We start from the raw sequence: 23487 nt of genomic DNA, 5'->3' as shown, positions 1-23487 counted from the left end.
GAGCTCGGGAGGCCGCTGGTGGCCGGGGTGAGGCCAGGGAGGTCCGGCCGCCGGACACAACCCGGGGCGGCCGGGGTGGGGCCCCGGGAAGCGGTTGGCAGCCGGGGTGAGGTCCGGCCGCTGGACGGGCCTGCCAGGGCCGGGCGCCGGACGCGACCCCAGGGTCCGGGCGCCGGGTGGGCGGGCGCGCGGTGGGAAGCGGGGCAGGCGGCGGATACCCTGCGCCGGTGGTCACGTCCTCGCCCTCCTCCCCGTCCCCCGCGTCCGCTCCGTCCTCCCTCCGGGACGGACTCCGGTTCGCCTTCGGCACGCTCACCGTGCTGCCCGTCCGGGTGCACCGCTGGGACCGGGGGGCCGCGCGCGGGGGCATGGTGTGCGCGCCGGTGGCCGGGCTGGTCGTCGGCGGGTGCGCGGCCGGGCTCGGCCTGCTGCTGCTCCTCCTCGGCGCCGGCCCGCTGCTCGCCGCCGTCGCCTCGGCCGCCGTACCGGCCGCACTGACCCGCGGGCTGCACCTCGACGGGCTCGCCGACACCGCCGACGGGCTGGGCAGCGGCAAGCCGGCCGAGGACGCGCTGCGGATCATGAAGCAGTCGGACATCGGGCCGTTCGGGGTGCTCACCCTCGTCCTGGTGCTGCTCGCCCAGGTCGCCGTACTGGCACAGCTCTACGGCGACTCCTGGGCCCGGGGCGCCGTGGCGGCCGTGGTGTCGGCGGTCGCGGCCCGGCTGGCGCTCACCCTGGCCGCCCGCGCCGGAGTGCCGGCGGCCCGCCCGGAGGGGCTGGGGGCGGCGGTGGCCGGGGTGGTCCCGAAGGGCACGGCACTGGCCGTGGCGTTCGCCGTCGTGGCGGCGGCCGGGGCGGCGGGCGCCGGCCTCGGCGGGTACGACGGCTTGCGCACCGCCCTCGCCGTGGCCGCCGCCGTCGCCGTCGCCGACCTGCTGCTGCGCAGGTGCGTCCGCAGGTTCGGCGGGGTCACCGGCGATGTGTTCGGCGCGGTCGCGGAGACGGCCGCGGTCACGGCACTGGTGGTGCTGGCCCTCGGCCGTTAGCGCCCTCCGGTCCGGGACCGTACGTCCCGCGGCGGCCCCGGGTCCGTCGTGGCAGGTCGTGCCCGCGGCGGTGGCGCGCACCGGCCACGGCCCGCGCCCCTTCGGGGCGGGTCGGCAACGGGCGTAGTCTCGTCACGGGTGTTCGCCGACAGGGTGAAGGCCCCGGTGGTCACCAGTGCCCAGCCCTGGGCCTAGGGTCGGCTCCCGGGCCCGGTCGACCCACCCCACATCGGCCACAGCGAACTTCACATCGGAAGCGAGATTTCACCACCGTGACTGCTCTGACTCTCAGCACCGCCGCGGCGCCCGGCCTGCGGGCCGACGCGATCGTGATCGGTGTCGCCAAGGGCGCCCAGGGGCCCGTCGTCGCGCCGGGCGCCGAGGCCGTGGACAAGGCGTACGACGGCAAGCTGGCCGGCGTCCTGGAGACCCTCGGCGCCTCGGGTGCCGAGGGCGAGCTGACGAAGCTGCCCGCGCCGGCCGGCTTCAAGGCCCCGCTCGTGGTGGCGGTGGGCCTCGGCGCGCAGCCCGCCGACAAGGACGGCGAGGACGGCGAGGACGGCGAGGACGGCGGCCCCGGCTACGACGCCGAGGCACTGCGCAAGGCCGCCGGCGTGGCCGCCCGCGCGCTCACCGGATCGAAGAAGGCCGCGTTCGCGCTGCCCGTCGACAGCCCCGGCGCGATCGGCGCGATCAGCGAGGGCATCCTGCTCGGCGCCTACTCCTTCGACACGTACAAGGGCGACGCCCAGAACGCCGGCAACGGCAAGGCCAGGAACGGCAAGGCGCCGCTGGCCGAGGCCGCGCTGCTCGGCGGCAAGCCGCGCGACGCCGCCCACAAGGGCGCGGTCGCCCGCGCGGTCGCGGTCTGCGAGGAGCTGAACCGCGCCCGCGACCTGATCAACACCCCGCCGAACGACCTCACCCCCGCCTCCTTCGCCGCCATCGCGCAGGCCGCGGCCAAGGAGCACGGCATCAAGGTGCAGGTGCTCGACGACAAGGCCCTCGTCAAGGGCGGCTACGGCGGCATCCTCGGCGTCGGCGGCGGCTCCGCGGCCACCCCCCGTCTGGTGAAGCTGTCGTACACGCACCCGAAGGCGGAGAAGCACCTGGCCTTCGTCGGCAAGGGCATCACCTACGACTCGGGCGGCATCTCGCTGAAGCCGGCCGGGCACAACGAGACGATGAAGTGCGACATGAGCGGTGCCGCCGCCGTGTTCGCCGCGGTCGTCGCCGCCGCGCGCCTCGGCCTCCAGGTCAATGTCACCGGCTGGCTGGCGCTGGCCGAGAACATGCCGTCCGGCTCCGCCGTGCGCCCGGGTGACGTGCTGCGCATGTACAGCGGCAAGACGGTCGAGGTGCTCAACACCGACGCCGAGGGCCGGCTGGTGCTCGGCGACGCGCTGTGGGCGGCCTCCCAGGAGAACCCGGACGCGATCGTGGACGTGGCCACGCTGACCGGCGCGATGATGCTGGCGCTGGGCAGCCGGACGTTCGGTGTGATGGCCAACGACGACGCGTTCCGCTCCGCGGTGCACGAGGCGGCGGAGGAGGTCGGCGAGCCGGCCTGGCCGATGCCGCTGCCGGAGCACCTGCGCAAGGGCATGGAGTCGTCCGTGGCCGACATCGCGAACATGGGCGAGCGGATGGGCGGCGGCCTCGTCGCCGGGCTCTTCCTGCGCGAGTTCGTCGGCGAGGGGATCACGTGGGCGCACCTCGACATCGCCGGCCCGGCGTTCAACGAGGGCGGCCCCTTCGGGTACACGCCGAAGGGCGGCACCGGGTCGGCGGTGCGCACGCTGGTCCGTCTCGCGGAGCTGACCGCCGCGGGTGACCTGGGCTAGGGTCTTTCGTTCGGATCAGGCCGGATCAGGGAGCGGGGTCCGGTGCCGTGCATCGCAAGGCGGAGGAGGGCGCCATGGCGGAGCCATGGCAACCGACGACAACGCGGCGAGGCGCGGTGCCAGACCCCGCGAGCCCGGCATGATCCGAACGAGAGGCCCTGGCGGTCGCCCACCGGCCGGTCCCGTCCGTAGGACGGCGGGGGCGGGGCGTGGGGGCTGGTCGCGCCCGCGGCGGAGCCGCACATCGGCACAGCCCCGCGCCCCTCGGGCCGGCCGCCGCGCGCCCCCCTGCCCCGGCGCGCCCTCGTTCCCCGGTGAACGTGGGACGTCTCACACACCGGCCCCGCGTCTCGATCGCCTCCGACAAGTGCGAAGATGGAGCCCGGCAGGACAGGGCCCCCACCGAAGGGCCGAAGCATCAAGCGGCCGGACACCAGCCGCCAGCCGGTCATCGGAGACCGGCGTACGGCGCACATGCATGGAGGACGTGACGTGGCGAACGACGCCAGCACCGTTTTCGACCTAGTGATCCTCGGCGGTGGTAGCGGTGGTTACGCCGCGGCCCTGCGCGGGGCGCAGCTGGGCCTGGACGTCGCCCTGATCGAGAAGGACAAGGTCGGCGGCACCTGCCTGCACCGGGGCTGCATCCCCACCAAGGCCCTGCTGCACGCGGGCGAGGTCGCCGACCAGGCCCGCGAGAGCGAGCAGTTCGGCGTGAAGGCCACCTTCGAGGGCATCGACGTCCCGGCCGTCCACAAGTACAAGGACGACGTCGTCTCGGGTCTGTACAAGGGTCTCCAGGGGCTCATCGCCTCCCGCAAGGTGACCTACATCGAGGGTGAGGGCTACCTGTCCTCCCCGACCTCCGTCGATGTCAACGGCCAGCGCATCCAGGGCCGTCACGTCCTGCTGGCGACCGGCTCCGTGCCGAAGTCGCTGCCGGGCCTGGAGATCGACGGCAACCGCATCATCTCCTCCGACCACGCCCTCGTCCTGGACCGCGTGCCGAAGTCCGCGATCATCCTGGGCGGCGGTGTCATCGGCGTCGAGTTCGCCTCGGCGTGGAAGTCCTTCGGTGCCGACGTCACGATCATCGAGGGCCTGAAGCACCTCGTCCCGGTCGAGGACGAGAACAGCTCGAAGCTTCTTGAGCGCGCGTTCCGCAAGCGCGGCATCAAGTTCAACCTGGGCACCTTCTTCCAGAAGGCCGAGTACACCCAGGACGGTGTGAAGGTCACCCTGGCCGACGGCAAGGAGTTCGAGGCCGAGGTCCTGCTGGTGGCCGTCGGCCGCGGCCCGGTCTCGCAGGGCCTGGGCTACGAGGAGGCCGGGGTCGCCATGGACCGCGGCTACGTCCTCGTCGACGAGTACATGCGCACCAACGTCCCGACCATCTCCGCCGTCGGTGACCTCGTCCCGACGCTCCAGCTCGCGCACGTCGGTTTCGCCGAGGGCATCCTGGTGGCGGAGCGCCTGGCCGGTCTGAAGGTCGTCCCGGTCGACTACGACGGTGTTCCCCGGGTGACCTACTGCCAGCCGGAGGTCGCCTCCGTCGGTATCACCGAGGCCAAGGCCAAGGAGATCTACGGCGCGGACAAGGTCGTCGCTCTGAAGTACAACCTGGCGGGCAACGGAAAGAGCAAGATCCTGAAGACCGCGGGCGAGATCAAGCTCGTCCAGGTCAAGGACGGTGCCGTCGTCGGCGTCCACATGGTCGGCGACCGCATGGGCGAGCAGGTCGGCGAGGCCCAGCTGATCTACAACTGGGAGGCGCTGCCGGCCGAGGTCGCCCAGCTCATCCACGCCCACCCGACGCAGAACGAGGCGCTCGGCGAGGCCCACCTGGCCCTGGCCGGCAAGCCGCTGCACTCCCACGACTGAGCCTTCGGTCAACGGGCGCGACGACACAGACTTCCGCAATTCGTTAGGAGCAACCGAAACCATGGCGGTTTCCGTAACCCTTCCGGCGCTCGGTGAGAGCGTCACCGAGGGCACTGTCACCCGCTGGCTGAAGGCCGAGGGCGAACGCGTCGAGGCCGACGAGCCGCTGCTCGAAGTCTCGACCGACAAGGTCGACACCGAGATCCCGGCCCCGGCCTCCGGCGTGCTGGCCTCCATCAAGGTCGCCGAGGACGAGACGGTCGAGGTCGGCGCCGAGCTGGCCCTGATCGACGACGGCACGGGTGCCCCGGCCGCCGCCCCGGCCCCCGCCGCCGCCGAGGCCCCCGCCCCGGCTCCGGCCGCCGAGCCGGCCCCGGCCCCGGTCGCCGAGCCGGCCCCGGTCGCCGAGGCCCCGGCCGCCCCGGCTCCCGCCCCCGCCGCCGAGGCCGCCCCCGCCGGTGGCGCCGAGGGCACGGACGTGGTCCTGCCCGCGCTCGGCGAGTCCGTCACCGAGGGCACCGTCACCCGCTGGCTGAAGTCGGTCGGCGACAGCGTCGAGGCCGACGAGCCGCTGCTCGAAGTCTCCACGGACAAGGTCGACACCGAGATCCCGGCGCCCACCTCGGGCGTGCTGCTGGAGATCGTGGTCGGCGAGGACGAGACCGCCGAGGTCGGCGCCAAGCTCGCCGTCATCGGCGCTCCGGGTGCCGCCCCGGCCGCCGCTCCGGCGCCTGCCGCCCCGGCCCCGGCCGCCGCCCCGGCCCCGGCCCCGGCTGCCGCCCCGGCGCCCGCGCCCGCCCCGGCTGCCGCCCCGGCTCCGGCCCCCGCCGCTCCGGCCCCGGCCCCCGCCGCTCCGGCCCCGGCGCCCGTCGCCGCTGCCCCGGCCCCCGCACCGGCGCCCGCCCCGGCTCCGGTCACCCCGGCCACCGCCCCGACCTCCCCGACCGCCACCCAGGCGACGGACGAGGGCGCGTACGTCACCCCGCTGGTGCGCAAGCTCGCCGCCGAGAACGGCGTCGACCTGGCCACCGTCAAGGGCACCGGCGTCGGCGGCCGTATCCGCAAGCAGGACGTCATCGCCGCCGCCGAGGCCGCGAAGGCCGCCGCCGCTGCCCCGGCTCCGGCTCCGGCCGCTGCCGCCGCCCCGGCCGCCGCCAGGAAGGCCCCGGCGCTGGAGGTCTCCCCGCTGCGCGGCCAGACCGTCAAGATGCCGCGCATCCGCAAGGTCATCGGCGACAACATGGTCAAGGCGCTGCACGAGCAGGCCCAGCTGTCGTCGGTCGTCGAGGTCGACGTCACCCGCCTGATGAAGCTGCGTGCCAAGGCGAAGGACTCCTTCGCGGCCCGCGAGGGCGTCAAGCTCTCCCCGATGCCGTTCTTCGTCAAGGCCGCCGCCCAGGCGCTGAAGGCCCACCCGGTCATCAACGCCAAGATCAACGAGGCCGAGGGGACCATCACCTACTTCGACACCGAGAACATCGGTATCGCGGTGGACTCCGAGAAGGGCCTGATGACCCCGGTCATCAAGCACGCCGGCGACCTCAACATCGCGGGCATCGCCAAGGCCACGGCCGAGCTGGCGGGCAAGGTCCGGGCCAGCAAGATCACCCCGGACGAGCTGTCCGGCGCGACCTTCACCATCTCCAACACCGGTTCGCGCGGCGCGCTGTTCGACACGATCATCGTGCCGCCGGGCCAGGTCGCGATCCTCGGCATCGGTGCCACGGTCAAGCGTCCGGCCGTCATCGAGACCGAGGAGGGCACGGTCATCGGCGTCCGCGACATGACCTACCTGACCCTCTCCTACGACCACCGCCTGGTCGACGGCGCCGACGCGGCCCGTTACCTGACGGCGGTCAAGGCGATCCTGGAGGCGGGCGAGTTCGAGGTCGAGCTCGGCCTGTAAGGCTTGTCCTGCTCGAACACCCCGTCCGGAACCTCTCCGGGCGGGGTGTTCGTGTTTGTCGTCATACGCAGCGTGTAAGCCTCGTCTCACCTGCACCACAGCACCCCGACGCGACTACCCGCGGAGCGAACCGGCCGTATTGTCTAAACGTCAGCCCTCCCTAAGGAGCCCTCATGACCGCGCCCGTCGTCCACTCGCTGCGCGAGCAGATCCGCGAGCACATCGTGGAGGGGATCGTCAGCGGGCGCTGGCAGCCGGGCGAGCGCATCGTGGAGCGCCGGATCGCCACCGAGCTGGAAGTCAGCCAGACCCCGGTCCGCGAGGCCCTGCGCGAGCTGGAGTCCCTGCGCCTGATCGAGTCGGCCCCCAACAAGGGCGTCCGGGTGCGGAACCTGACGGCGGCGGACCTGGAAGAGAGCTACCCGGTCCGGGCCGGTCTGGAGGCCATCGCGGCCGAGCTGGCGGCCGACCGCCTCGCGGAGGACTGCTCGGCGCTGGAGCCGCACGTCCTGGCGCTGTACGAGGCCGACCGGGAGGCGGACGGCACGGCGCAGGTACGGCACACGGTCGGCTTCCACCGGGAGCTGGTCCGCGCGGCCTGCAACTCGGTGCTGCTGCACACCTGGGAGGGCCTCGGCATCGAGGTGTTCACGGCACTGTCCATCCGCTGGCTGGGCACCGTGCAGCAGTCGTACGCGGAGGAGCACGAGGAGCTGGTCCAAGCGTTCAAGCGCCGGGACCCCCGGATCGCCGAGCTGGTGAAGGCCCATGTGCTGGGGTGCGCCCCGCGCGCGTGACCCAGTCGAGCACCCCCACGCTCACCTGCGAAAACTCGGCATTTCCACGTCACCGGGTGCCATCGCCCAAGGCACCGCGTGCCGACTTTCTCCAAATCAAGAGGTTTTGGCCCTCAACCCTTTGATCGATCATCGATCAGGGAGTTACAGTCACCGACGGACGCGCGACGGAGTCGCACAACGACGCCGCCACCGAGGTCCGCCCGCCCTGTCCTGCCAAAGACCAAGGGCACCCCCGAACCCTTACCTGTGAGGGAACCCCCTTCGACTGAGGAAGGCGGCGACATGACCGACCCCAACGCCATCCAGCCGAGCGCGCTCGACCAGCTCCCGGACCGCGACCCGGAGGAGACCGCCGAGTGGCAGGCCTCCCTCGACGCCGTCGCCAGGGAGGCCGGACCGCACCGCGCCGCGTACCTGATGCGCCGCACGCTGGAGCGCGCCGAGGCGGGCGGCATCGCGCTGCCGAAGCTCCTCGAAACGGACTACGTCAACACCATCCCCACCTCCGCGGAGCCGGCGCTGCCCGGCGACCCGGAGATGGAGGCCCGGATCACCGCGTGGAACCGCTGGAACGCCGCGGCCATGGTGACCCGCGGCTCGAAGCACGGCGTCGGCGGCCACATCGCCACCTTCGCCTCCGCGGCCTGGCTGTACGAGACCGGCTTCAACCACTTCTTCAAGGGCAAGGAGGGTGACGGCTCCGGCGACCAGCTCTACATCCAGGGCCACGCCTCCCCCGGCATCTACGCCCGCGCCTTCCTCGACGGCCGGCTCAACGAGCACCACCTGGACAACTTCCGCCAGGAGGCCGGCGGCAACGGCCTGCCGTCGTACCCGCACCCGCGCCGGCTGCCCTGGCTGTGGGAGTTCCCGACGGTGTCGATGGGCCTCGGCCCGCTCTCCGCCATCTACCAGGCGCGCTTCAACCGCTACCTCACCAACCGCGGCATCAAGGACGTCTCCGCCTCCCACGTCTGGGCCTTCCTCGGCGACGGCGAGATGGACGAGCCCGAGTCGACGGCGGCCCTCGCGCTGGCCGCGCGTGAGGAGCTGGACAACCTCACCTTCGTCATCAACTGCAACCTCCAGCGCCTGGACGGCCCGGTCCGCGCCAACTTCAAGATCGTGCAGGAGCTGGAGGCCCAGTTCCGCGGCGCCGGCTGGAACGTGATCAAGACGCTGTGGGGCTCGGCCTGGGACGAGCTGTTCCAGCTCGACACCACGGGCGCGCTGGTACGCCGGCTGCGCGAGGTACCGGACGCGCAGGTCCAGACGTACCAGACCCGCGGCGCCGCCTACATCCGCGAGGACTTCTTCGGCAAGGACCCGGCGCTCGCCGAGATGGCGAAGCTGCTGAGCGACGACAAGATCCTCGACTGCTTCCACTTCTCCCGCGGCGGTCACGAGCCGCGCAAGGTCTACGCCGCGTACAAGGCCGCCGTCGAGCACAAGGGCGCGCCGACCGTGATCCTGGCCCAGACGGTCAAGGGCCACACCCTCGGCGAGGGCTTCGCGTCGAAGAACGCCAACCACCAGATGAAGAAGCTGACGGTGGACGAGTTCAAGGCGATGCGCGACCTGCTCGGCCTGCCGATCAAGGACAGCGACTTCACCGACGGCGTGGTGCCCTACGGCCACCCGGGCGCCGACTCCCCCGAGGTCCGCTACCTCCAGGAGCGCCGCGCGGCCCTCGGCGGCCCGGCCCCGGCCCGCCGCACGCACGCGCTGGCCCCGCTGCCGGCCCCCGCCGAGAAGGCGTTCGCCTCCTTCGACAAGGGCTCCGGCTCCCAGAACGTGGCCACCACCATGGCCTTCGTCCGCCTGGTCAAGGACCTGGTCCGCGACAAGGAGACGGGCAAGCGCTGGGTGCCGATCGTCCCCGACGAGGCGCGCACCTTCGGCATGGAGAGCCTGTTCCCGTCCCTGGGCATCTACTCCCCCAAGGGCCAGACGTACGAGCCGGTCGACCGCGACCAGCTGATGTACTACAAGGAGGCCAAGAACGGCCAGATCCTCAACGAGGGGATCACCGAGGCCGGTTCTATGGCCGACTTCATCGCCGCGTCCACCGCGTACGCGACGCACGGCGAGGCGATGATCCCGTTCTACATCTTCTACTCGATGTTCGGCTGGCAGCGCACCGCCGACCAGATGTGGCAGCTCGGCGACCAGCTCGGCCGCGGCTTCCTCGTCGGCGCGACGGCCGGCCGTACGACCCTCACCGGTGAGGGCCTCCAGCACGCCGACGGCCACTCCCCGGTCATCGCCGCGACCAACCCGGCCGCGCTGACGTACGACCCCGCGTTCGCCTACGAGATCGCGGTGATCGTCCGTGAGGGTCTGCGCCGGATGTACGGCGAGGCCAAGCCGGGCGAGGACCAGAACGTCTTCTACTACCTGACGGTCTACAACGAGCCGCTGCCGCAGCCGGCCAAGCCGCAGGGCCTCGGCATCGACGAGGGCATCGTCAAGGGCCTGTACCGCTTCAACACGGCCGAGTCCGCGGGCGTGTCCGTGCCCGCCAACGCCCCGCGCATCCAGCTGCTGGGCTCGGGCACGGCGATCCACTGGACCCTCCAGGCGCAGAAGCTGCTGGCCGAGGAGTGGGGTGTGGCCGCGGACGTGTGGTCGGCGACCTCCTGGTCGGAGCTGCGCCGGGACGCCATGGAGGCCGACGCGGCGCTGCTGCGGGGCGAGGAGCGGGTGCCGTACGTCCGCCAGGCGCTCCAGGGCGCCGAGGGTCCGGTGCTGGCGGTCTCCGACTACATGCGCCAGGTCCCGGACCAGATCGCGCAGTGGGTCGAGCAGGACTGGTCCTCGCTGGGCGCCGACGGCTTCGGTCTGTCGGACACCCGTGAGGCCGCCCGCCGCCACTTCGGTGTCGACGCCCAGTCGATCGTCGTCGCGGCCCTGGCCCAGCTCGCCCGGCGCGGCGAGGTGAAGGCCACGGCGGTCAAGGAGGCCCGGGAGAAGTACGGGCTGTAAGGGAACGCGCACCAGATGAGGAGGCCCCCGCTGCGGCGGGGGCCTCCTGCATGATGTGGGGATGCGCGCCGCACGTCTGATCAAGATGGTCCTCCTCCTCCAGTCCCGGCCCGCCATGACCGCCGCCGAGCTCGCGCGCGAGCTGGAGGTGTCGGAGCGGACCGTGACGCGGGACGCACAGGCGCTGTCGGAGGCGGGGGTGCCGGTGTACGCCGACCGGGGCCGGGCCGGCGGGTACCGGCTGGTCGGCGGGTACCGGACGCGGCTGACCGGGCTGGCCCGCAGCGAGGCGGAGGCGCTGTTCCTGAGCGGGGTGCCGGGGGCGCTGCGCGAGATGGGGCTTCAGGACGCGGCCTCGGCGGCCCGGCTGAAGGTGTCGGCGGCGCTGCTCCCCTCGCTGCGGGACGCGCCGGACACCGCCGCGCAGCGGTTCCACCTGGACGCCCCGGCCTGGTTCCGCGAGCCCGAGGCGCCCGCGTGGCTGCCGCTGATCGCCGAGGCGGTGTGGGAGGACCGGCGGATCGACACCGGCTACCGGCGCGGGGACGGGACCGTCGAGCGGCGGCTGGAGCCGTACGGGCTCGTGCTGAAGGCGGGCGTCTGGTACCTGTGCGCGCGGGTGGCCGGGACCGGTGCCTTCCGGACGTACCGGATCGACCGGTTCGCCGCGGTGGCCGCGCTCGACGAGCGGTTCGACCGCGATCCCGGGTTCGACCTGCCCGGCTTCTGGGCGGAGCAGGCCGAGCGGTTCGCCCGGTCGCTCCTGCGCGCGGAGGTGGTCGTGCGGCTGTCTCCGGAGGGCGTGCGCCGGCTCCCGCACGCCGTCGATCCGCTGGGCGCGCGGGAGGCGCTGGCGGGCGCGGGCGACCCGGACGCCGAGGGCTGGGTGACGGTGACGCTGCCGGTGGAGTCGGAGGAGGTCGCGCACGGCCAGCTGACCGCGCTGGGGCCGGAGGCGGAGGTGCTGGCACCGGGGAGCCTGCGGGAGCGCTGCGCGGCGGACGCGGCCCGGCTCGCCGCGCTGTACCGCCGTGACGACGGCTGACGACGGCTGACGACGACCCGCCGTGCTCCGCGTGCGCCCCACCGGCCGAGGCCCGATGCTGGTGGCGTGATGGACGAGACGGAGTTCTGGGAGCTGATCGACGCCACCCGCGAGGCCGCCGGGGGCGATCCCGAGGAGCAGGCCGACGCGCTCGTGGAGCGGCTGCTCGGGCTGGAGCCCGATCTCGTCCTGGACTTCGCCCGTCACTTCGAGGCCCGGTACAACCGCGCCTACCGCTGGGACCTGTGGGGCGCCGCCTGGCTGCTGCTGGACGGGTGCAGCGACGACGCGTTCGACTTCTTCCGGTGCTGGCTGATCGGCCAGGGCCGGGAGGTCTTCGAGGGCGCCGTGCACGAGCCGGACGCGCTGGCCGAGCTGCTGGGCGACTTCGACGAGGAGATCGACGGCGACGGCGAGGAGCTGGGGTACGCGGCGGACGAGGCGTACGAGCAGCTGACCGGAACCGTCGCGCCGGACCTGGGCATCGCCCCGGCGCCGGCCGAGCCGGAGGGCACGCCCCTGGACCTGGAGGACGACCGGGTGCTCGCGCAGCGGTTTCCCCGCCTGTGGCAGCGGTTCAGGGGGTGAGGGCGGTGCCGGGGCCCGTCGTCACCCTCCCGTCCGTCCCGCGGTCCCGGGGGCCCGTGGCCGGCCGCCCTCGGCCGCGTGGTGCGGCGGGGCCGCGTCGGCCTGGTCGAGGGCGGACGCGGTGACGGCGGCCGGGCCGAGGACGACGGTCACGACCGCGCAGACCACCGCCCAGGGCCGGCGGGCGGACCGGGCCCGTCCCATCCGTCCCCGCGCGGACTCGCCACGGCCGTCGGTACGGACGCTCCTCATGGGCCTCACCTGTTCCCGCCTGCGATCGACGACCCCGGCTCCCGGGACACGCTGGTGGCGGGGCTCGCGGCCTGCGGCACGGCGGCCGGGGAGGTCCACGGCGTCGTCATCACCCACCGCCACCCCGACCACCACGGTCTGTCGGCGCGGGTCCGCGAGGCCTCCGGCGCCTGGGTGGCGCTGCACGCGGCCGACGCGGCGATCGTGCGCCGGACGCGGGAGACCCGGCCGGAGCGGTGGTTCTCGTACATGGCGGCCAAGCTCACGGCGGCCGGGGCGCCCGAGGAGCACGTGGCGCCGCTGCGGACGCCCCGCGCCCGCGCCCTGCCCGGCCTCTCCCCCGCCCTGCCGGACCGGGAGATCGTCCCCGGTTTCCGTCGTGCACGACCGTGGGGCGGGCGGCTCGGTGCGGGCTGTGTGCCGCCTGTGGCCTGCCCGTGCCCCGGCGGGGCGGCGCTCCCGGACCGCCGGGCGTGCCCGCGATGTGCCCTGTGCCACCTGGTGGAACCATCGTCCAGGTCCGGGACGTTTCCGGAGGTACAGGCGTACGTGGCAGGTTCCGCCGCCCGGTGGCGGCCCCGCGTGCGCGGGGCCGGGCGGCGGACCGGTCCCGTCCGTGGTGAGAGGTTGAGAGAGAGGCGGCTCGGTGGACCTGCTCGACCTGGTGCTCGTACTGGTGATCGTCGTCTACGCGGTGTCCGGATATCGCCGCGGACTGGTGGCCGGATGTGTCTCGCTGACCGGGTTCGTGGGCGGCGCGGCCGTCGGTGTGTGGGTGCTGCCGTGGGTGACGGGCCAGGTGGAGCGGGGCACGGCGACGGCGACGGTGCTCGCGGTGCTGACGGTGCTGGTGCCGGCGGTGGTGGGGCACGAGCTCGCCGGCCGGCTGGCGCTGCGGCTGCGCGGGGAGCTGGACCGGGGGCCGCTGCGGGTGGCGGACGGGTTGGGGGGCGCGGCGGCGAACTCGGTCGCGGTGCTGATCGTGGCCTGGGTGGCGGCGAGCGTGCTGAGCGCGGCCCCGTCGCAGACCCTGACGACGGCGATACGGAACTCGACGGTGCTGGGCGCGGTGCAGGAGGCGATGCCGCAGACCACGCCCGCCTGGTTCTCGCGGGCCACGTCCGCGCTGACCGAGGCGGGCTTCCCGCAGGTGTTCAACCCGTTCGAGAACGAGTCGACGGCCCGGGTGGCCCGGCCGACCGGTGACAGCGTGACGCCTGCCGCGACGAGCGCCGCCCGGCTGAGCACGGTGAAGATCGAGGGCGCCGTGGGCACCGAGGGCCGCGAGGGCAGCGGGTTCGTGTACGCGCCCCGGCGGGTGATGACCAACGCGCACGTGGTGGCCGGCATCGAGCGGCCGAGCGTGCGGATCGGCGGGGTCGGGCCGTCGTACGCGGCGCGGGTGGTGCTGTTCGACCCGGACCGGGACGTGGCGGTGCTGTACGTGCCGGATCTCAGCGCCCCGGTGCTGCGGTTCGACGGGGGTGCCGTGCGCGGGGACTCGGCGGTGGTGGCGGGCTATCCGCAGGACGGGAGCCTGAACCTCCAGGCGGCGACGGTCGGGAACCGGGTGCGGGCGACCGGCCAGAACATCTACAGCGACCGCACGGTCACCCGGGAGATCTACGCGATCCGCTCCACGGTCCGGCCGGGCAACTCCGGCGGTCCGCTGCTGACCACGGACGGCCGGGTGTTCGGGGTGGTCTTCGCCCGTTCCACCTCGGACGCCGAGACGGGGTACGCGCTGACGGCGGACGAGGTGGCGGACGACGCCCGGCGCGCGGCCACGGCGACGGCGCCGGTGGACACGGGCGAGCTGGTCAGTTCCTAGGCCCTGTCGTCAAACTCCCGTCTGCCGCGCGACGCCATGCACGCACTCTCGCCGCACCGGGCCCCGACCCAAGTACATCCAGTACGAGGGCCAGGGCCCGGCACGCCGAGAGCACGCACCTGACGCCGCGCGGCCCGCCCTCCGGGCGGACGACAGGAGTTTGACGACAGGACCTAGGCACCGCGCGGCTCACAGGGCCAGGCCCATGCAGACGTCGTCGACGTACGCGCCGTCGATGAGGAACTCCCCGGGCAGCACGCCCTCGACGGTGAAGCCCTCGGACTCGTACAGCCTCCGGGCCGGGGTGTTGTGTCCGAGCACGCGCAGGGTGAGGCGCCGTGCGCCGCGCCGCCGCGCCTCCTCGACGGCGGCCCGGACCAGCGCGCGTCCGACGCCCCGCCCGCGCGCCTCGTCGGCGACGGCGAAGCCCTGGATGGCCAGGACGTGCGCGTTGGAGGCGAGCGGGGTCGGGTGGGTGAGCCGGATGTAGCCCAGGACGCGCCCGCCGGCCTCGGCGACGAGGTACTGCTGCGGCGGGTGCCGCTCGTCGAAGAAGGGCGGGTACGGCGGCTGCGGCGCGGGCATCACCGCGTGCAGCGGGGACCAGGTGGCCCGGTCCAGGACGGCCAGCGGCTCCTCGTCGGCGGCACGGGCGTTGCGTATGTACGGCTCGGGCATGGTGATCACCCTACGGCGGGCGTCCGGGCGGCCCCAACGGGTTTCCGGGCGGCGGTGCGGTCATGCTGGGGCCATGGAACGTTCACGTATCGCGGTGGCCGGCGCGTCCGGTCTCATCGGCAGCGCTCTGGTGCGGTCCCTGACCGCGGACGGGCATGAGGTGGTCCGGCTGGTGCGCCGGGAGCCCCGGGGCGCGGACGAGGTCCGCTGGGACCCCGAGCGAGGTCGCGTCGACGCGGCCGGGCTGACCGGGTGTGACGTGGTGGTCAACCTGGCGGGGGCCGGGGTGGGCGAGCGGCGCTGGACGCCGGAGTACAAGCGGCTGCTGCGGGACAGCAGGGTGCTGGGCACGGCCGCGCTGGCAAAGGCGGCGGCCTCGCTGCCGCGACCGCTGCGGGTGTTCGTGAACGGCAGCGCGATCGGCTTCTACGGCGACACCGGCGACCGGGTGGTGGACGAGGACGCGCCGCCGGGCGACGGTTTCCTGTCCGCGCTGTGCGTGGAGTGGGAGGAGGCGGCGGCGCCCGTGACGGAGGCGGGGGTGCGGACGGTGTTCCTGCGCACGGGTCTCGTGGTGGCCCGGGGCGGCGGGGCCTGGGGGCGGCTGTTCCCGCTGTTCCGGGCGGGGCTCGGGGGGCGGCTGGGCGACGGGCGGCAGTACTGGTCGTACATCGCGCTGCACGACGAGGTCGCCGCGATCCGGCATCTCATCGACGGCGAGGGCCTGTCCGGGCCGTTCAACCTGACGGCGCCCCAGCCGCTGACGAACGGTGAGATCACGGAGGCGATGGCGCGGGTGCTGCACCGGCCGACGGTGTTCGCGGTGCCGGCCCCGGTGCTGCGGGCGGCGCTCGGGGAGATGGCCGGGGATGTGCTGGGCAGTCAGCGGGTGGTGCCGAGGCGGTTGCTGGAGTCGGGGTTCCGGTTCGCGTTCCCGGGCATCGACGAGGCGATCCGCGCGGCGGAGTGAGCGGAGGGCGTGAGCGGGTGGGACGGTCGCGGCGGGATGAGCCGGCTGGCAACACCGGCGAACGAAAGTGACCATATGCGACCTCTATGCGACCGTGCCCTGTTGATGCGCGACTGTCTCTGACCGATCACGCCCCTACCCTCGACCCGAACTCGGGTATCCCTTGCGCCTGTTGGGGGCATGACGTCTCCACCGGTCGCGCAACCACAGGAGGGGCCTCGTGCTTGAGCCCGCGTACCAGGTGGACGTCGTCATCGTGGGAGCCGGAATCGCCGGTCTCTCGGCGGCTCATCGGCTGACCAGCGCAGGAATCACGACCGCGGTCCTGGAGGCCGCCCCGTACGTCGGCGGTCGCATGTCGACCGAGAAGGTCGACGGCTTCCGGCTCGACCGCATCGGACAGCTGCTGTCCACGTCCTACCCCGAACTCCGCCTGAGTCCGGGCCTGGACGCCCTGACCGTGCGCTGTTTCGCACCGGGCGTGCTGCTGCACCGGGACGGCCGCACCCAGCGCGCGGGCGCGCCGGCGGGCGGTGGGAGCGCGCGGGGCGCACGGGGCGCACTCCATGTGGTGCGCGCCCTCGCCAACGCCCCCCGGGGTACGGCGGCCACGCCCGGCGCGCCGGTGGGCGGCGCGGTGGACCAGGCCCGGCTGGGCGCGGCGCTCGGCCGGATCGCCACGACCCCCGTCGACCGCGTCCTGGCCCGCCCCGAGATGCCGGCCGCCCTCGCCCTGGCCCAGCGCGGGGTCCCGGCGCGCACCATCGACGGCTTCCTGCGCCCGCTGCTGGCCACGCTGCTGTGCGACCCGGAGCTGACCACCTCCAGCCGGTGCGCCGACCTGGCGCTGCGCGCCTTCGCGAGCGGACGGCTGTGCGTGCCGGAGGGCGGCGCCGAGGTGCTGCCGGAGCTGCTGGCCGGGGGGCTGCCGCCGGGCACCGTGCACACCGGGGTGCGGGTCACCTCGGTGTCCACCACCTCGGTGGCGACCGCCGAGCACGGGGAGATCCGCTGCCGGGCGGTGCTGCTGGCGACGGACGCGCGCGCCGCGGCCGGACTGCTGCCGGGGCTCAGGGTGCCGGACTTTCACCCGGTGACGGTCGTCCACCACACCACGGACGAGCCGGCGGCGGCGTTCGCGACGGGCACCTCGCTGCTGCTGGACGCCGACCGGGGCGGGCCGGTGGCGCACACGGCGGTCCTCAGCAACGTGGACCCGAGCCGGGCACCGGCCGGCCGCGTCCTGATCTCCTCGACGGTGCTGGGCACGCCACCGGAAGGGGTGGACACCGCCGTCCGCATGCACCTCTCCCGCCTCTACGGCACCTCCACGCGCCGCTGGGAGACGCTGGCCGTGCACCACACCCCGGAGGCGGTCCCCGCGATGCGCCCGCCCCACGACCTGCGCCGCCCGGTACGCCTCCTGGCGGGCCTCTACGTCTGCGGCGACCACCGGGACACCAGCACGGTCCAGGGCGCCCTGCACTCGGCCCACCGCGCCGCGGCAGCCGTCCTGGCGGACCTGGGCGCGCGGGGCTCGATGCACAACGCCGACCCGGTCCCCACCCTGCCGAGGGCGGCGTAGGCGCCCCGAAAGGGGCGCGGGGCTGTATCGATGTGCGGCTCCGCCGCGCGGGCGCGCTCCATCTGCGCGGCACCCGGCGAACCACCGGAACTACCCCAGCGCCGCCACCTTCTCCCGGTACACCCGCACCGGCGCCGCGTCCCGGTAGGGCTCCAGCCGCCGCTCGAACTCCTTCACGTACTCCACGGCACGAGCCGACCGCATCTCCGCGGCCTGCCCCGCCGCCTCCGCGGCGATCGCGCACGCCTGGTCCAGTTCGCCGAGGCCGAGGCGGGCGGTGGCGAGGACGACCCGGCAGAACAGGCGGCTGCGGGCATAGGCGGGCGCCCGGAGCTGGAGGGACCGCTCGGCGTGCTGCGCGGCGGCCCGGAACTGCTGGAGGTCCCGGTGGCAGTGGCCGAACTCGTCGGCGAGCTGCGCCTCGTCGAAGAACGCGGCCCAGTACGGCGCCTCGTCCCCGGGCCGGGCCGCCTCCAGGGCGCGTTCGGCCCGCACGAGCGCGGCGGTGCACGCTCGCACCTCCCCCAGTACGCCGTGCGCCCGCGCCTCGGAGGCGTGCAGCAGCGCCTGGACGACCGGCGGGGCGCCCGTGCCGACCCCCTGCTGGGCGACCCGGGCCAGCTGCACGGCCTCCCGGCCGTGGCCGAGGTAGACGGCCTGGCGGCTCATGGTGACCAGGACGTAGGAGCCGTAGGCCCGGTCGCCGGCCGCCTGGGCGAGCCGCAGGGCCTGCACGAAGTACCGCTGGGCGAGCCCGTGCGCGGCGATGTCGTACGACGTCCAGCCCGCGAGCCGGGTCAGATCGGCGGCGGCGGCGAACAGGCGGCGACCGGTCTGCTCGTCGTAACTGCCGCGCAGCATCGGCTCGCACTCGTGCTCCAGGTAGCGCACCAGCGCCTGCCGGGCGTGGCCGCCGCCGAACCGGTCGTCGAGGGTGCGGAACAGCTCGCCCACCGAGTGCAGCGCGGCGATGTCACCGCCGGTGACCCTGTGGCCGGGGGCGCGCTCGGCGGGCGTCCGCAGCCGCGGCGGGACCAGCGGCCCCGGCTGCGGCGCCCTGGCCGCGCCGGGCCGGCCCTGCGGCGGCACCCGGGGGGCCGGCTCGCGGGCCACCCGGTCGTCGGCCTTGCCGATCAGCCAGTCCCGGCTGGGCACCACGAGCCCCGCCGGGGTGAAGGCGATCTTGCGCAGTTCGGCGTGGCTGCCGGAGTCCTTGCGCCACAGCCCGCTGACGATGTCGACGGCCTCCTCGGGGGTGGCCGCGAACTCCAGCCCGGCGTACACCGGCGCACACGCGTCCAGGCCGAGATCCTGGGCGGTGAGCCGGCGCCCGAGCCGGCGTGTGAAGACCTCGGCGATCAGGGCGGGGGTCGTACCGCGTGGCTGCTGTCCGCGCAGCCAGCGGGTGACCGAGGTCTTGTCGTATCTGAGGTCCAGCCCGTGTTCCAGGCCGAGCTGGTCGACGCGACGGGCCAGACCCGCGTTGGAGAACCCCGCTTCTGCGATGAGCGCGGCGAGCTGGCGGTTGGGGGTGCGCTGCGCGGATCGGTCCGTCATCTGCGGTGCGGTCTCCTGCCTTCCGGGCGGTCGATGTGCCCGGATTGCCGTTGAGCAGCCCTTATGGCCTCACGAACGGCGCGAATGTAGCGGAGAGTGAGCAGACGGTCGCACACTTCACCGTGCATTCATCCGATCGTGTGAGGAACGCCCTCAGGGCTGACGTACTCCGGTCGGACGTACAGTGGCGAGGGCGCGTTACGCGCCTGACACACCGGTCGCTGAGGGAGGCGTTTGCCGTGAGTGAGTTGCGGTTCGTCCGCATGGGGTTCGGTGCGGATGCCGTCGATTACCAGGAGGCCTGGGACGAGCAGCGCCGGGTGCACGCGGCCCGGTTCGCCGACGAGGTCCCGGACACCGTGCTCCTCCTGGAACACCCCCCGGTGTACACGGCCGGCCGGCGCACGGAGGACAGCGAGCGCCCGCTGGACGGCACCCCGGTCATCGACGTGGACCGCGGCGGCAAGATCACCTGGCACGGACCGGGCCAGCTGGTGGGCTACCCGATCCAGAAGCTGCCCCGCCCGGTGGACGTGGTCGCGCACGTGCGGCGGCTGGAGGAGGCGATCATCCGGGCCTGCGCCGAGTTCGGCCTGGAGACCACCCGGGTGGAGGGCCGCAGCGGCGTCTGGGTGCTCGGCGACCCGGTCGAGCAGCGGCCGGCACTCGGAGGGCTGTCCCTGGACTTCGACCCGCGGCTCACCGACGAGGAGTTCGACCCGCGGCTCAACGGCCCCGAGTACGCCCCCTCCAACGCGGGCCAGCGCCGTGAGGACCGGAAGATCGCCGCGATCGGCATCCGGGTCGCCAAGGGCGTCACGATGCACGGCTTCTCCTTCAACGTGAACCCGGACAACGCCTGGTTCGACCGGATCATCCCGTGCGGCATCCGGGACGCCGGGGTCACCTCCCTCGCGAACGAGCTGGGCCGGGACATCACGATCGACGAGGTGCTGCCGGTGGTCGAGAAGCACCTGCGGGACGTCCTGGAGAACGCGGAGCTGAAGCCGCGGGTGATCGAGAAGGCGTCCGCCTGACCGTCCGCCGGGGGAATGCGCCCTGCGACAGCGGGGTTGGCCCGAGCGGCAGGGCGCACACAGTACGGGCGTACCCTGGGGTACGCCGAAGAATCGAAGTCACAGGGAGCCGGTCGTGTCCGCAGTCGCACCCGACGGACGCAAGATGCTGCGCCTGGAGGTCCGCAACAGCCAGACCCCCATCGAGCGCAAGCCCGAGTGGATCAAGACCCGGGCGAAAATGGGCCCCGAATACACGAAGATGCAGAACCTCGTGAAGAGCGAGGGGCTGCACACGGTGTGCCAGGAAGCCGGCTGTCCGAACATCTACGAGTGCTGGGAGGACCGCGAGGCGACCTTCCTCATCGGCGGCGACCAGTGCACCCGGCGCTGTGACTTCTGCCAGATCGACACCGGCAAGCCCGAGGCGCTGGACCGCGACGAGCCGCGCCGCGTGGGCGAGTCCGTGGTCACCATGGACCTGAACTACGCCACCATCACCGGCGTCGCCCGCGACGACCTGGAGGACGGCGGCGCCTGGCTGTACGCGGAGACCGTGCGCCAGATCCACCAGCAGACGGCGGACCGCGAGGGCGGCCGGACGAAGGTGGAGCTGCTGGCCCCGGACTTCAACGCGGTCCCCGAGCAGCTCGCCGAGGTCTTCGCCGCCCGCCCCGAGGTCTTCGCGCACAACGTCGAGACGGTCCCGAGGATCTTCAAGCGGATCCGCCCGGGCTTCCGCTACGAGCGCTCCCTGAAGGTCATCACCGAGGCCCGCGACTACGGCCTGGTGACCAAGTCGAACCTGATCCTCGGCATGGGCGAGACCCGCGAGGAGGTCAGCGAGGCGCTGAAGCAGCTGCACGACGCGGGCTGCGAGCTGGTCACCATCACCCAGTACCTGCGCCCGTCGGTGCGCCACCACCCGGTGGAGCGCTGGGTGAAGCCGCAGGAGTTCGTGGAGCTGAAGGAGGAGGCCGAGCAGATCGGCTTCTCCGGTGTGATGTCCGGCCCGCTGGTGCGCTCCTCCTACCGCGCCGGGCGGCTGTACCAGATGGCCGTGGAGAAGCGTGGCACGTACGTCGCCGCCCAGGCGGTGTGAGCCGCGCGTGTGAATTCGCGCACAAGTTCCTACCGGTCAGTAATGGCCAAGACGTCGCGGCCCCGACCGTCCTCGCTGATGAGGGCGCCGTCGGGGCCGCGTCGGCGTTCCAGCCCCTCGCACCAAGGCTTCATGCGTGTTTGACCGGTCGGTCACGCCCTGGTAACACCAATCAGTGACTCTCTTATCACGCCCCGTATCTCCATCGCTCAGAGGGGGGACCTCGATCATGCAGGCCGCACCCGTACGCGCCACCGCCATCCCGTCCTTCACCGGCGCCCTGCGCGCCGTGGAGTCGCTGCTCCTGAGCGGCGGTCAGCGCACCGCCCGCCGCAACGCCTGGACCTCCGTCCTGGAGGACCGCCGCCGCGCCAAGGACCGCGTCGAGGCCCAGCGGTTCCTGGACCAGGCCGCCGGCCAGTCCTGACGCCGCCCCCGGCGGCCCCGTCCCGCCCGCCGGGCACTGCCGTCGTCCGCGCTCCCGGGGGCACGTAGACTTCGTGGCATGGCGAGGAAGGAAACCGCGGCGGACGCCGCGAACGCAGGGCGACTGAAGCAGATCGCCCTCACGTACAAGATGACCCGCAAGGCCGACACGAAGATCGGTCTTGTACTCGCGGCCGTCGGCATCGGCACCCTCGGTGTCTTCCTCGCGATCGGCTTCCTGATCGGGCACCCGGTCTACCTGGGCATCTTCGGCCTGCTGATCGCCCTGCTGGCGACCGCGATCGTGTTCGGCCGCCGCGCCGAGCGGGCCGCGTTCGGCCAGATGGAGGGCCAGCCGGGCGCCGCCGCGGCGGTGCTGGACAACATCGGCCGGGGCTGGACGACGACGCCGGCGGTGGCGATGAACCGCAGCCAGGACGTGGTGCACCGGGCCGTCGGCAAGGCCGGCATCGTGCTGGTCGCCGAGGGCAACCCGAACCGGGTGAAGACCCTGCTGGCCGCCGAGAAGAAGAAGATGAACCGCATCGTCGCCGACGTGCCGGTGCACGACCTGATCGTCGGCAACGGCGAGGGCCAGGTCGAGCTGAAGAAGCTCCGCACGACGATGCTGAAGCTCCCGCGCGTGCTGACCGGCCCCCAGGTGACGGCCACCAACGACCGGCTCCGGGCGCTGGGCGACCTGATGAGCAACATGCCGCTGCCCAAGGGGCCCATGCCGAAGGGCATGAAGCTGCCCAAGGGCGGGCCCCGGGGGCGCTGACCCGGCCCCTGCCGTGGACACGCCGCCGAACGGAGTATCCGGCCGGTAATCGGCTCATACGCTCCTAGCCTTCGGAATGTGACAAAACGACACATTGCGTACCTGGCATGCGCCACGACCCTCGTCGGCACGGTCATCGGTGCCACTCCGGCGTCCGCTGCCCACAAGACCCTCGTGGTGCATCCGGGTCAGTCGATCCAGAAGGCGGTCAACGCCGCCAAGGCCGGCGACACCGTGTTCGTGCTCGCCGGCACCTACCGTGAGAGCGTCACGGTGAAGACGGCGGGCCTCACCCTGCGGGGCGCGGGCCCCGGCACCGTGATCCAGCCCCCCAAGAAGAAGACCAAGCCCGCGCCGCACGGCAAGAAGGCCGCGGTCACCTGCCTCTCGGACGGCAACGGCATCTGCGTGGTCGGCGGCAAGAACAAGCCCCTCAAGGACGTCACCGTCTCCGACCTCAAGGTGACCGGCTTCGCCAAGTCCGGCGTCTTCACCATGGGCACCGACCATCTGACCGTGAAGCGTGTGATCGCCGAGCACAACGGCCAGTGGGGCATCGCCCAGGAGCACTCCACCCGCGGCGTCTTCCGCAACAACACCGCCCGCAGCAACGGGGACGCGGGCATCTTCCTCGCCAACAACGTCAAGGCCGAGCAGGGGGCCAAGGACAGCAAGGGCGCGGTGGTCGACCACAACCGGCTGGAGGGCAACCGGATCGGCCTCACCGTCCGCCGGCTGCGCAACCTCGCCGTCACGCGCAACTACGTCCTCGGCAACTGCGCGGGCGTGTTCGTCGTCGGCGACGAGAACAAGCCGCGGGCCGGCGCCCTCGCCGTCAGCGACAACCTGGTCGTGCAGAACAACAAGTACTGCCCGAAGACCGCCCGGCTGCCCTATCTTCAGGGCTCCGGCATCGTCCTGACCGGCACCGAGAAGTCCCTGGTGACGCGGAACAGGATCACCGGCCACTCGGGCAAGTCCCCGCTGTCGGGCGGCATCGTCCTGTTCAAGAGCTTCGTGGGCGCCACGAGCGAGAAGAACCGGATCACCGCCAACCTGCTGGCGAACAACTCCCCGGCGGACCTCGTCAGCCAGGAAGCCACCAAGACCGGCAACGCCTTCACCGGAAACGCCTGCCGGGTCTCCAAGCCCGCGGGCCTGTGCTGACCGGACGGCCGTACCCGATCCACG

Annotated in this window: 19 protein-coding genes and 1 pseudogene; 17 read left to right on the top strand and 3 right to left on the bottom strand. The window is 73.2% G+C overall.

Annotated elements, in window-relative coordinates; all coding sequences use genetic code 11:
* Positions 1-227 precede the first annotated feature (227 nt).
* The 8 genes from AQJ11_RS19080 to AQJ11_RS19045 all read left to right on the top strand — a co-directional run bounded on the left by AQJ11_RS19080 (position 228) and on the right by AQJ11_RS19045 (position 12098).
* The gene (locus AQJ11_RS19080) at positions 228-1049 is read left to right on the top strand and encodes an adenosylcobinamide-GDP ribazoletransferase (RefSeq protein WP_059263840.1); all 822 of its coding nucleotides are present in this window, start codon (positions 228-230) and stop codon (positions 1047-1049) included.
* 272 nt (positions 1050-1321) lie between these two features.
* The gene (locus AQJ11_RS19075; RefSeq protein ID WP_059263839.1) at positions 1322-2893 is read left to right on the top strand and encodes a leucyl aminopeptidase; all 1572 of its coding nucleotides are present in this window, start codon (positions 1322-1324) and stop codon (positions 2891-2893) included.
* A gap of 492 nt (positions 2894-3385) precedes the next feature.
* The gene (lpdA, locus tag AQJ11_RS19070) at positions 3386-4774 is read left to right on the top strand and encodes a dihydrolipoyl dehydrogenase (protein ID WP_014672263.1); all 1389 of its coding nucleotides are present in this window, start codon (positions 3386-3388) and stop codon (positions 4772-4774) included.
* 61 nt (positions 4775-4835) lie between these two features.
* Positions 4836-6680, top strand: coding sequence for a 2-oxoglutarate dehydrogenase, E2 component, dihydrolipoamide succinyltransferase (gene sucB / locus AQJ11_RS19065; protein ID WP_059263838.1), 1845 nt, complete (start codon positions 4836-4838; stop codon positions 6678-6680).
* Between the two features lie 173 nt (positions 6681-6853).
* Positions 6854-7477: a GntR family transcriptional regulator gene (locus AQJ11_RS19060; RefSeq protein WP_014672265.1), complete on the top strand. Its 624-nt coding sequence runs from the start codon at positions 6854-6856 to the stop codon at positions 7475-7477.
* 285 nt (positions 7478-7762) lie between these two features.
* Complete coding sequence (gene aceE / locus AQJ11_RS19055; RefSeq protein ID WP_014672266.1) at positions 7763-10465, top strand: pyruvate dehydrogenase (acetyl-transferring), homodimeric type; 2703 nt, start codon at positions 7763-7765, stop codon at positions 10463-10465.
* Positions 10466-10526: 61 nt separating this feature from the next.
* A complete protein-coding gene (locus tag AQJ11_RS19050) occupies positions 10527-11510 on the top strand; it encodes a helix-turn-helix transcriptional regulator (RefSeq protein ID WP_059263837.1) in 984 nt (327 codons plus the stop codon).
* A gap of 69 nt (positions 11511-11579) precedes the next feature.
* Entirely contained in the window at positions 11580-12098 is a 519-nt protein-coding gene (locus AQJ11_RS19045; protein ID WP_058080266.1) for a DUF4240 domain-containing protein, read from the top strand.
* Between the two features lie 21 nt (positions 12099-12119).
* Here the strand turns inward: AQJ11_RS19045 and AQJ11_RS49850 are convergent, their stop codons facing one another.
* On the bottom strand, positions 12120-12350 hold the full coding sequence (locus AQJ11_RS49850; protein ID WP_244218296.1) for a hypothetical protein: 231 nt from the start codon (positions 12348-12350) through the stop codon (positions 12120-12122).
* Here AQJ11_RS49850 and AQJ11_RS51110 point away from each other — a divergent pair.
* Together AQJ11_RS51110 and AQJ11_RS19035 are read left to right on the top strand one after the other, a co-directional pair.
* Positions 12327-12722: pseudogene (locus tag AQJ11_RS51110) on the top strand (MBL fold metallo-hydrolase); the annotation flags it as partial. The gene AQJ11_RS49850 and the pseudogene AQJ11_RS51110 sit on opposite strands and share 24 nt — an antisense overlap.
* A gap of 274 nt (positions 12723-12996) precedes the next feature.
* Complete coding sequence (locus tag AQJ11_RS19035) at positions 12997-14181, top strand: MarP family serine protease (RefSeq protein ID WP_059263835.1); 1185 nt, start codon at positions 12997-12999, stop codon at positions 14179-14181.
* A 189-nt stretch (positions 14182-14370) separates the two neighbouring features.
* Here AQJ11_RS19035 and AQJ11_RS19030 read toward each other — a convergent pair whose 3' ends face one another.
* On the bottom strand, positions 14371-14859 hold the full coding sequence (locus AQJ11_RS19030; RefSeq protein WP_208616563.1) for a GNAT family N-acetyltransferase: 489 nt from the start codon (positions 14857-14859) through the stop codon (positions 14371-14373).
* 73 nt (positions 14860-14932) lie between these two features.
* Between AQJ11_RS19030 and AQJ11_RS19025 the strand changes: the two genes are divergently transcribed.
* On the top strand, positions 14933-15829 hold the full coding sequence (locus AQJ11_RS19025; RefSeq protein ID WP_059263833.1) for a TIGR01777 family oxidoreductase: 897 nt from the start codon (positions 14933-14935) through the stop codon (positions 15827-15829).
* 220 nt (positions 15830-16049) lie between these two features.
* The gene (locus tag AQJ11_RS19020; RefSeq protein ID WP_059263832.1) at positions 16050-17414 is read left to right on the top strand and encodes an NAD(P)/FAD-dependent oxidoreductase; all 1365 of its coding nucleotides are present in this window, start codon (positions 16050-16052) and stop codon (positions 17412-17414) included.
* A gap of 90 nt (positions 17415-17504) precedes the next feature.
* Here AQJ11_RS19020 and AQJ11_RS19015 read toward each other — a convergent pair whose 3' ends face one another.
* On the bottom strand, positions 17505-18971 hold the full coding sequence (locus AQJ11_RS19015) for an NsdA family TPR-like regulatory protein (protein WP_059263831.1): 1467 nt from the start codon (positions 18969-18971) through the stop codon (positions 17505-17507).
* A 239-nt stretch (positions 18972-19210) separates the two neighbouring features.
* Between AQJ11_RS19015 and lipB the strand changes: the two genes are divergently transcribed.
* The 5 genes from lipB (at position 19211) to AQJ11_RS18990 (ending at position 23463) form a co-directional block, all read left to right on the top strand.
* The gene (lipB, locus tag AQJ11_RS19010) at positions 19211-20008 is read left to right on the top strand and encodes a lipoyl(octanoyl) transferase LipB (protein ID WP_058080272.1); all 798 of its coding nucleotides are present in this window, start codon (positions 19211-19213) and stop codon (positions 20006-20008) included.
* A gap of 115 nt (positions 20009-20123) precedes the next feature.
* Positions 20124-21089: a lipoyl synthase gene (gene lipA / locus AQJ11_RS19005; RefSeq protein ID WP_014672277.1), complete on the top strand. Its 966-nt coding sequence runs from the start codon at positions 20124-20126 to the stop codon at positions 21087-21089.
* 229 nt (positions 21090-21318) lie between these two features.
* Positions 21319-21516 carry an SCO2195 family GlnR-regulated protein gene (locus AQJ11_RS19000; RefSeq protein WP_014672278.1) on the top strand — a complete coding sequence of 66 codons (198 nt, stop codon included), beginning with the start codon at positions 21319-21321 and terminating at the stop codon, positions 21514-21516.
* Between the two features lie 78 nt (positions 21517-21594).
* Positions 21595-22296, top strand: a complete 702-nt coding sequence (locus AQJ11_RS18995) for a DUF4191 domain-containing protein (protein WP_014672279.1) — start codon at positions 21595-21597, stop codon at positions 22294-22296.
* A 78-nt stretch (positions 22297-22374) separates the two neighbouring features.
* Complete coding sequence (locus AQJ11_RS18990) at positions 22375-23463, top strand: right-handed parallel beta-helix repeat-containing protein (protein ID WP_059263830.1); 1089 nt, start codon at positions 22375-22377, stop codon at positions 23461-23463.
* Positions 23464-23487 lie beyond the last annotated feature (24 nt).

This window comes from Streptomyces corchorusii (assembly GCF_001514055.1).
GTDB lineage: Bacteria > Actinomycetota > Actinomycetes > Streptomycetales > Streptomycetaceae > Streptomyces > Streptomyces olivaceoviridis.
This window is presented reverse-complemented; position numbering and strand designations above follow the sequence as displayed.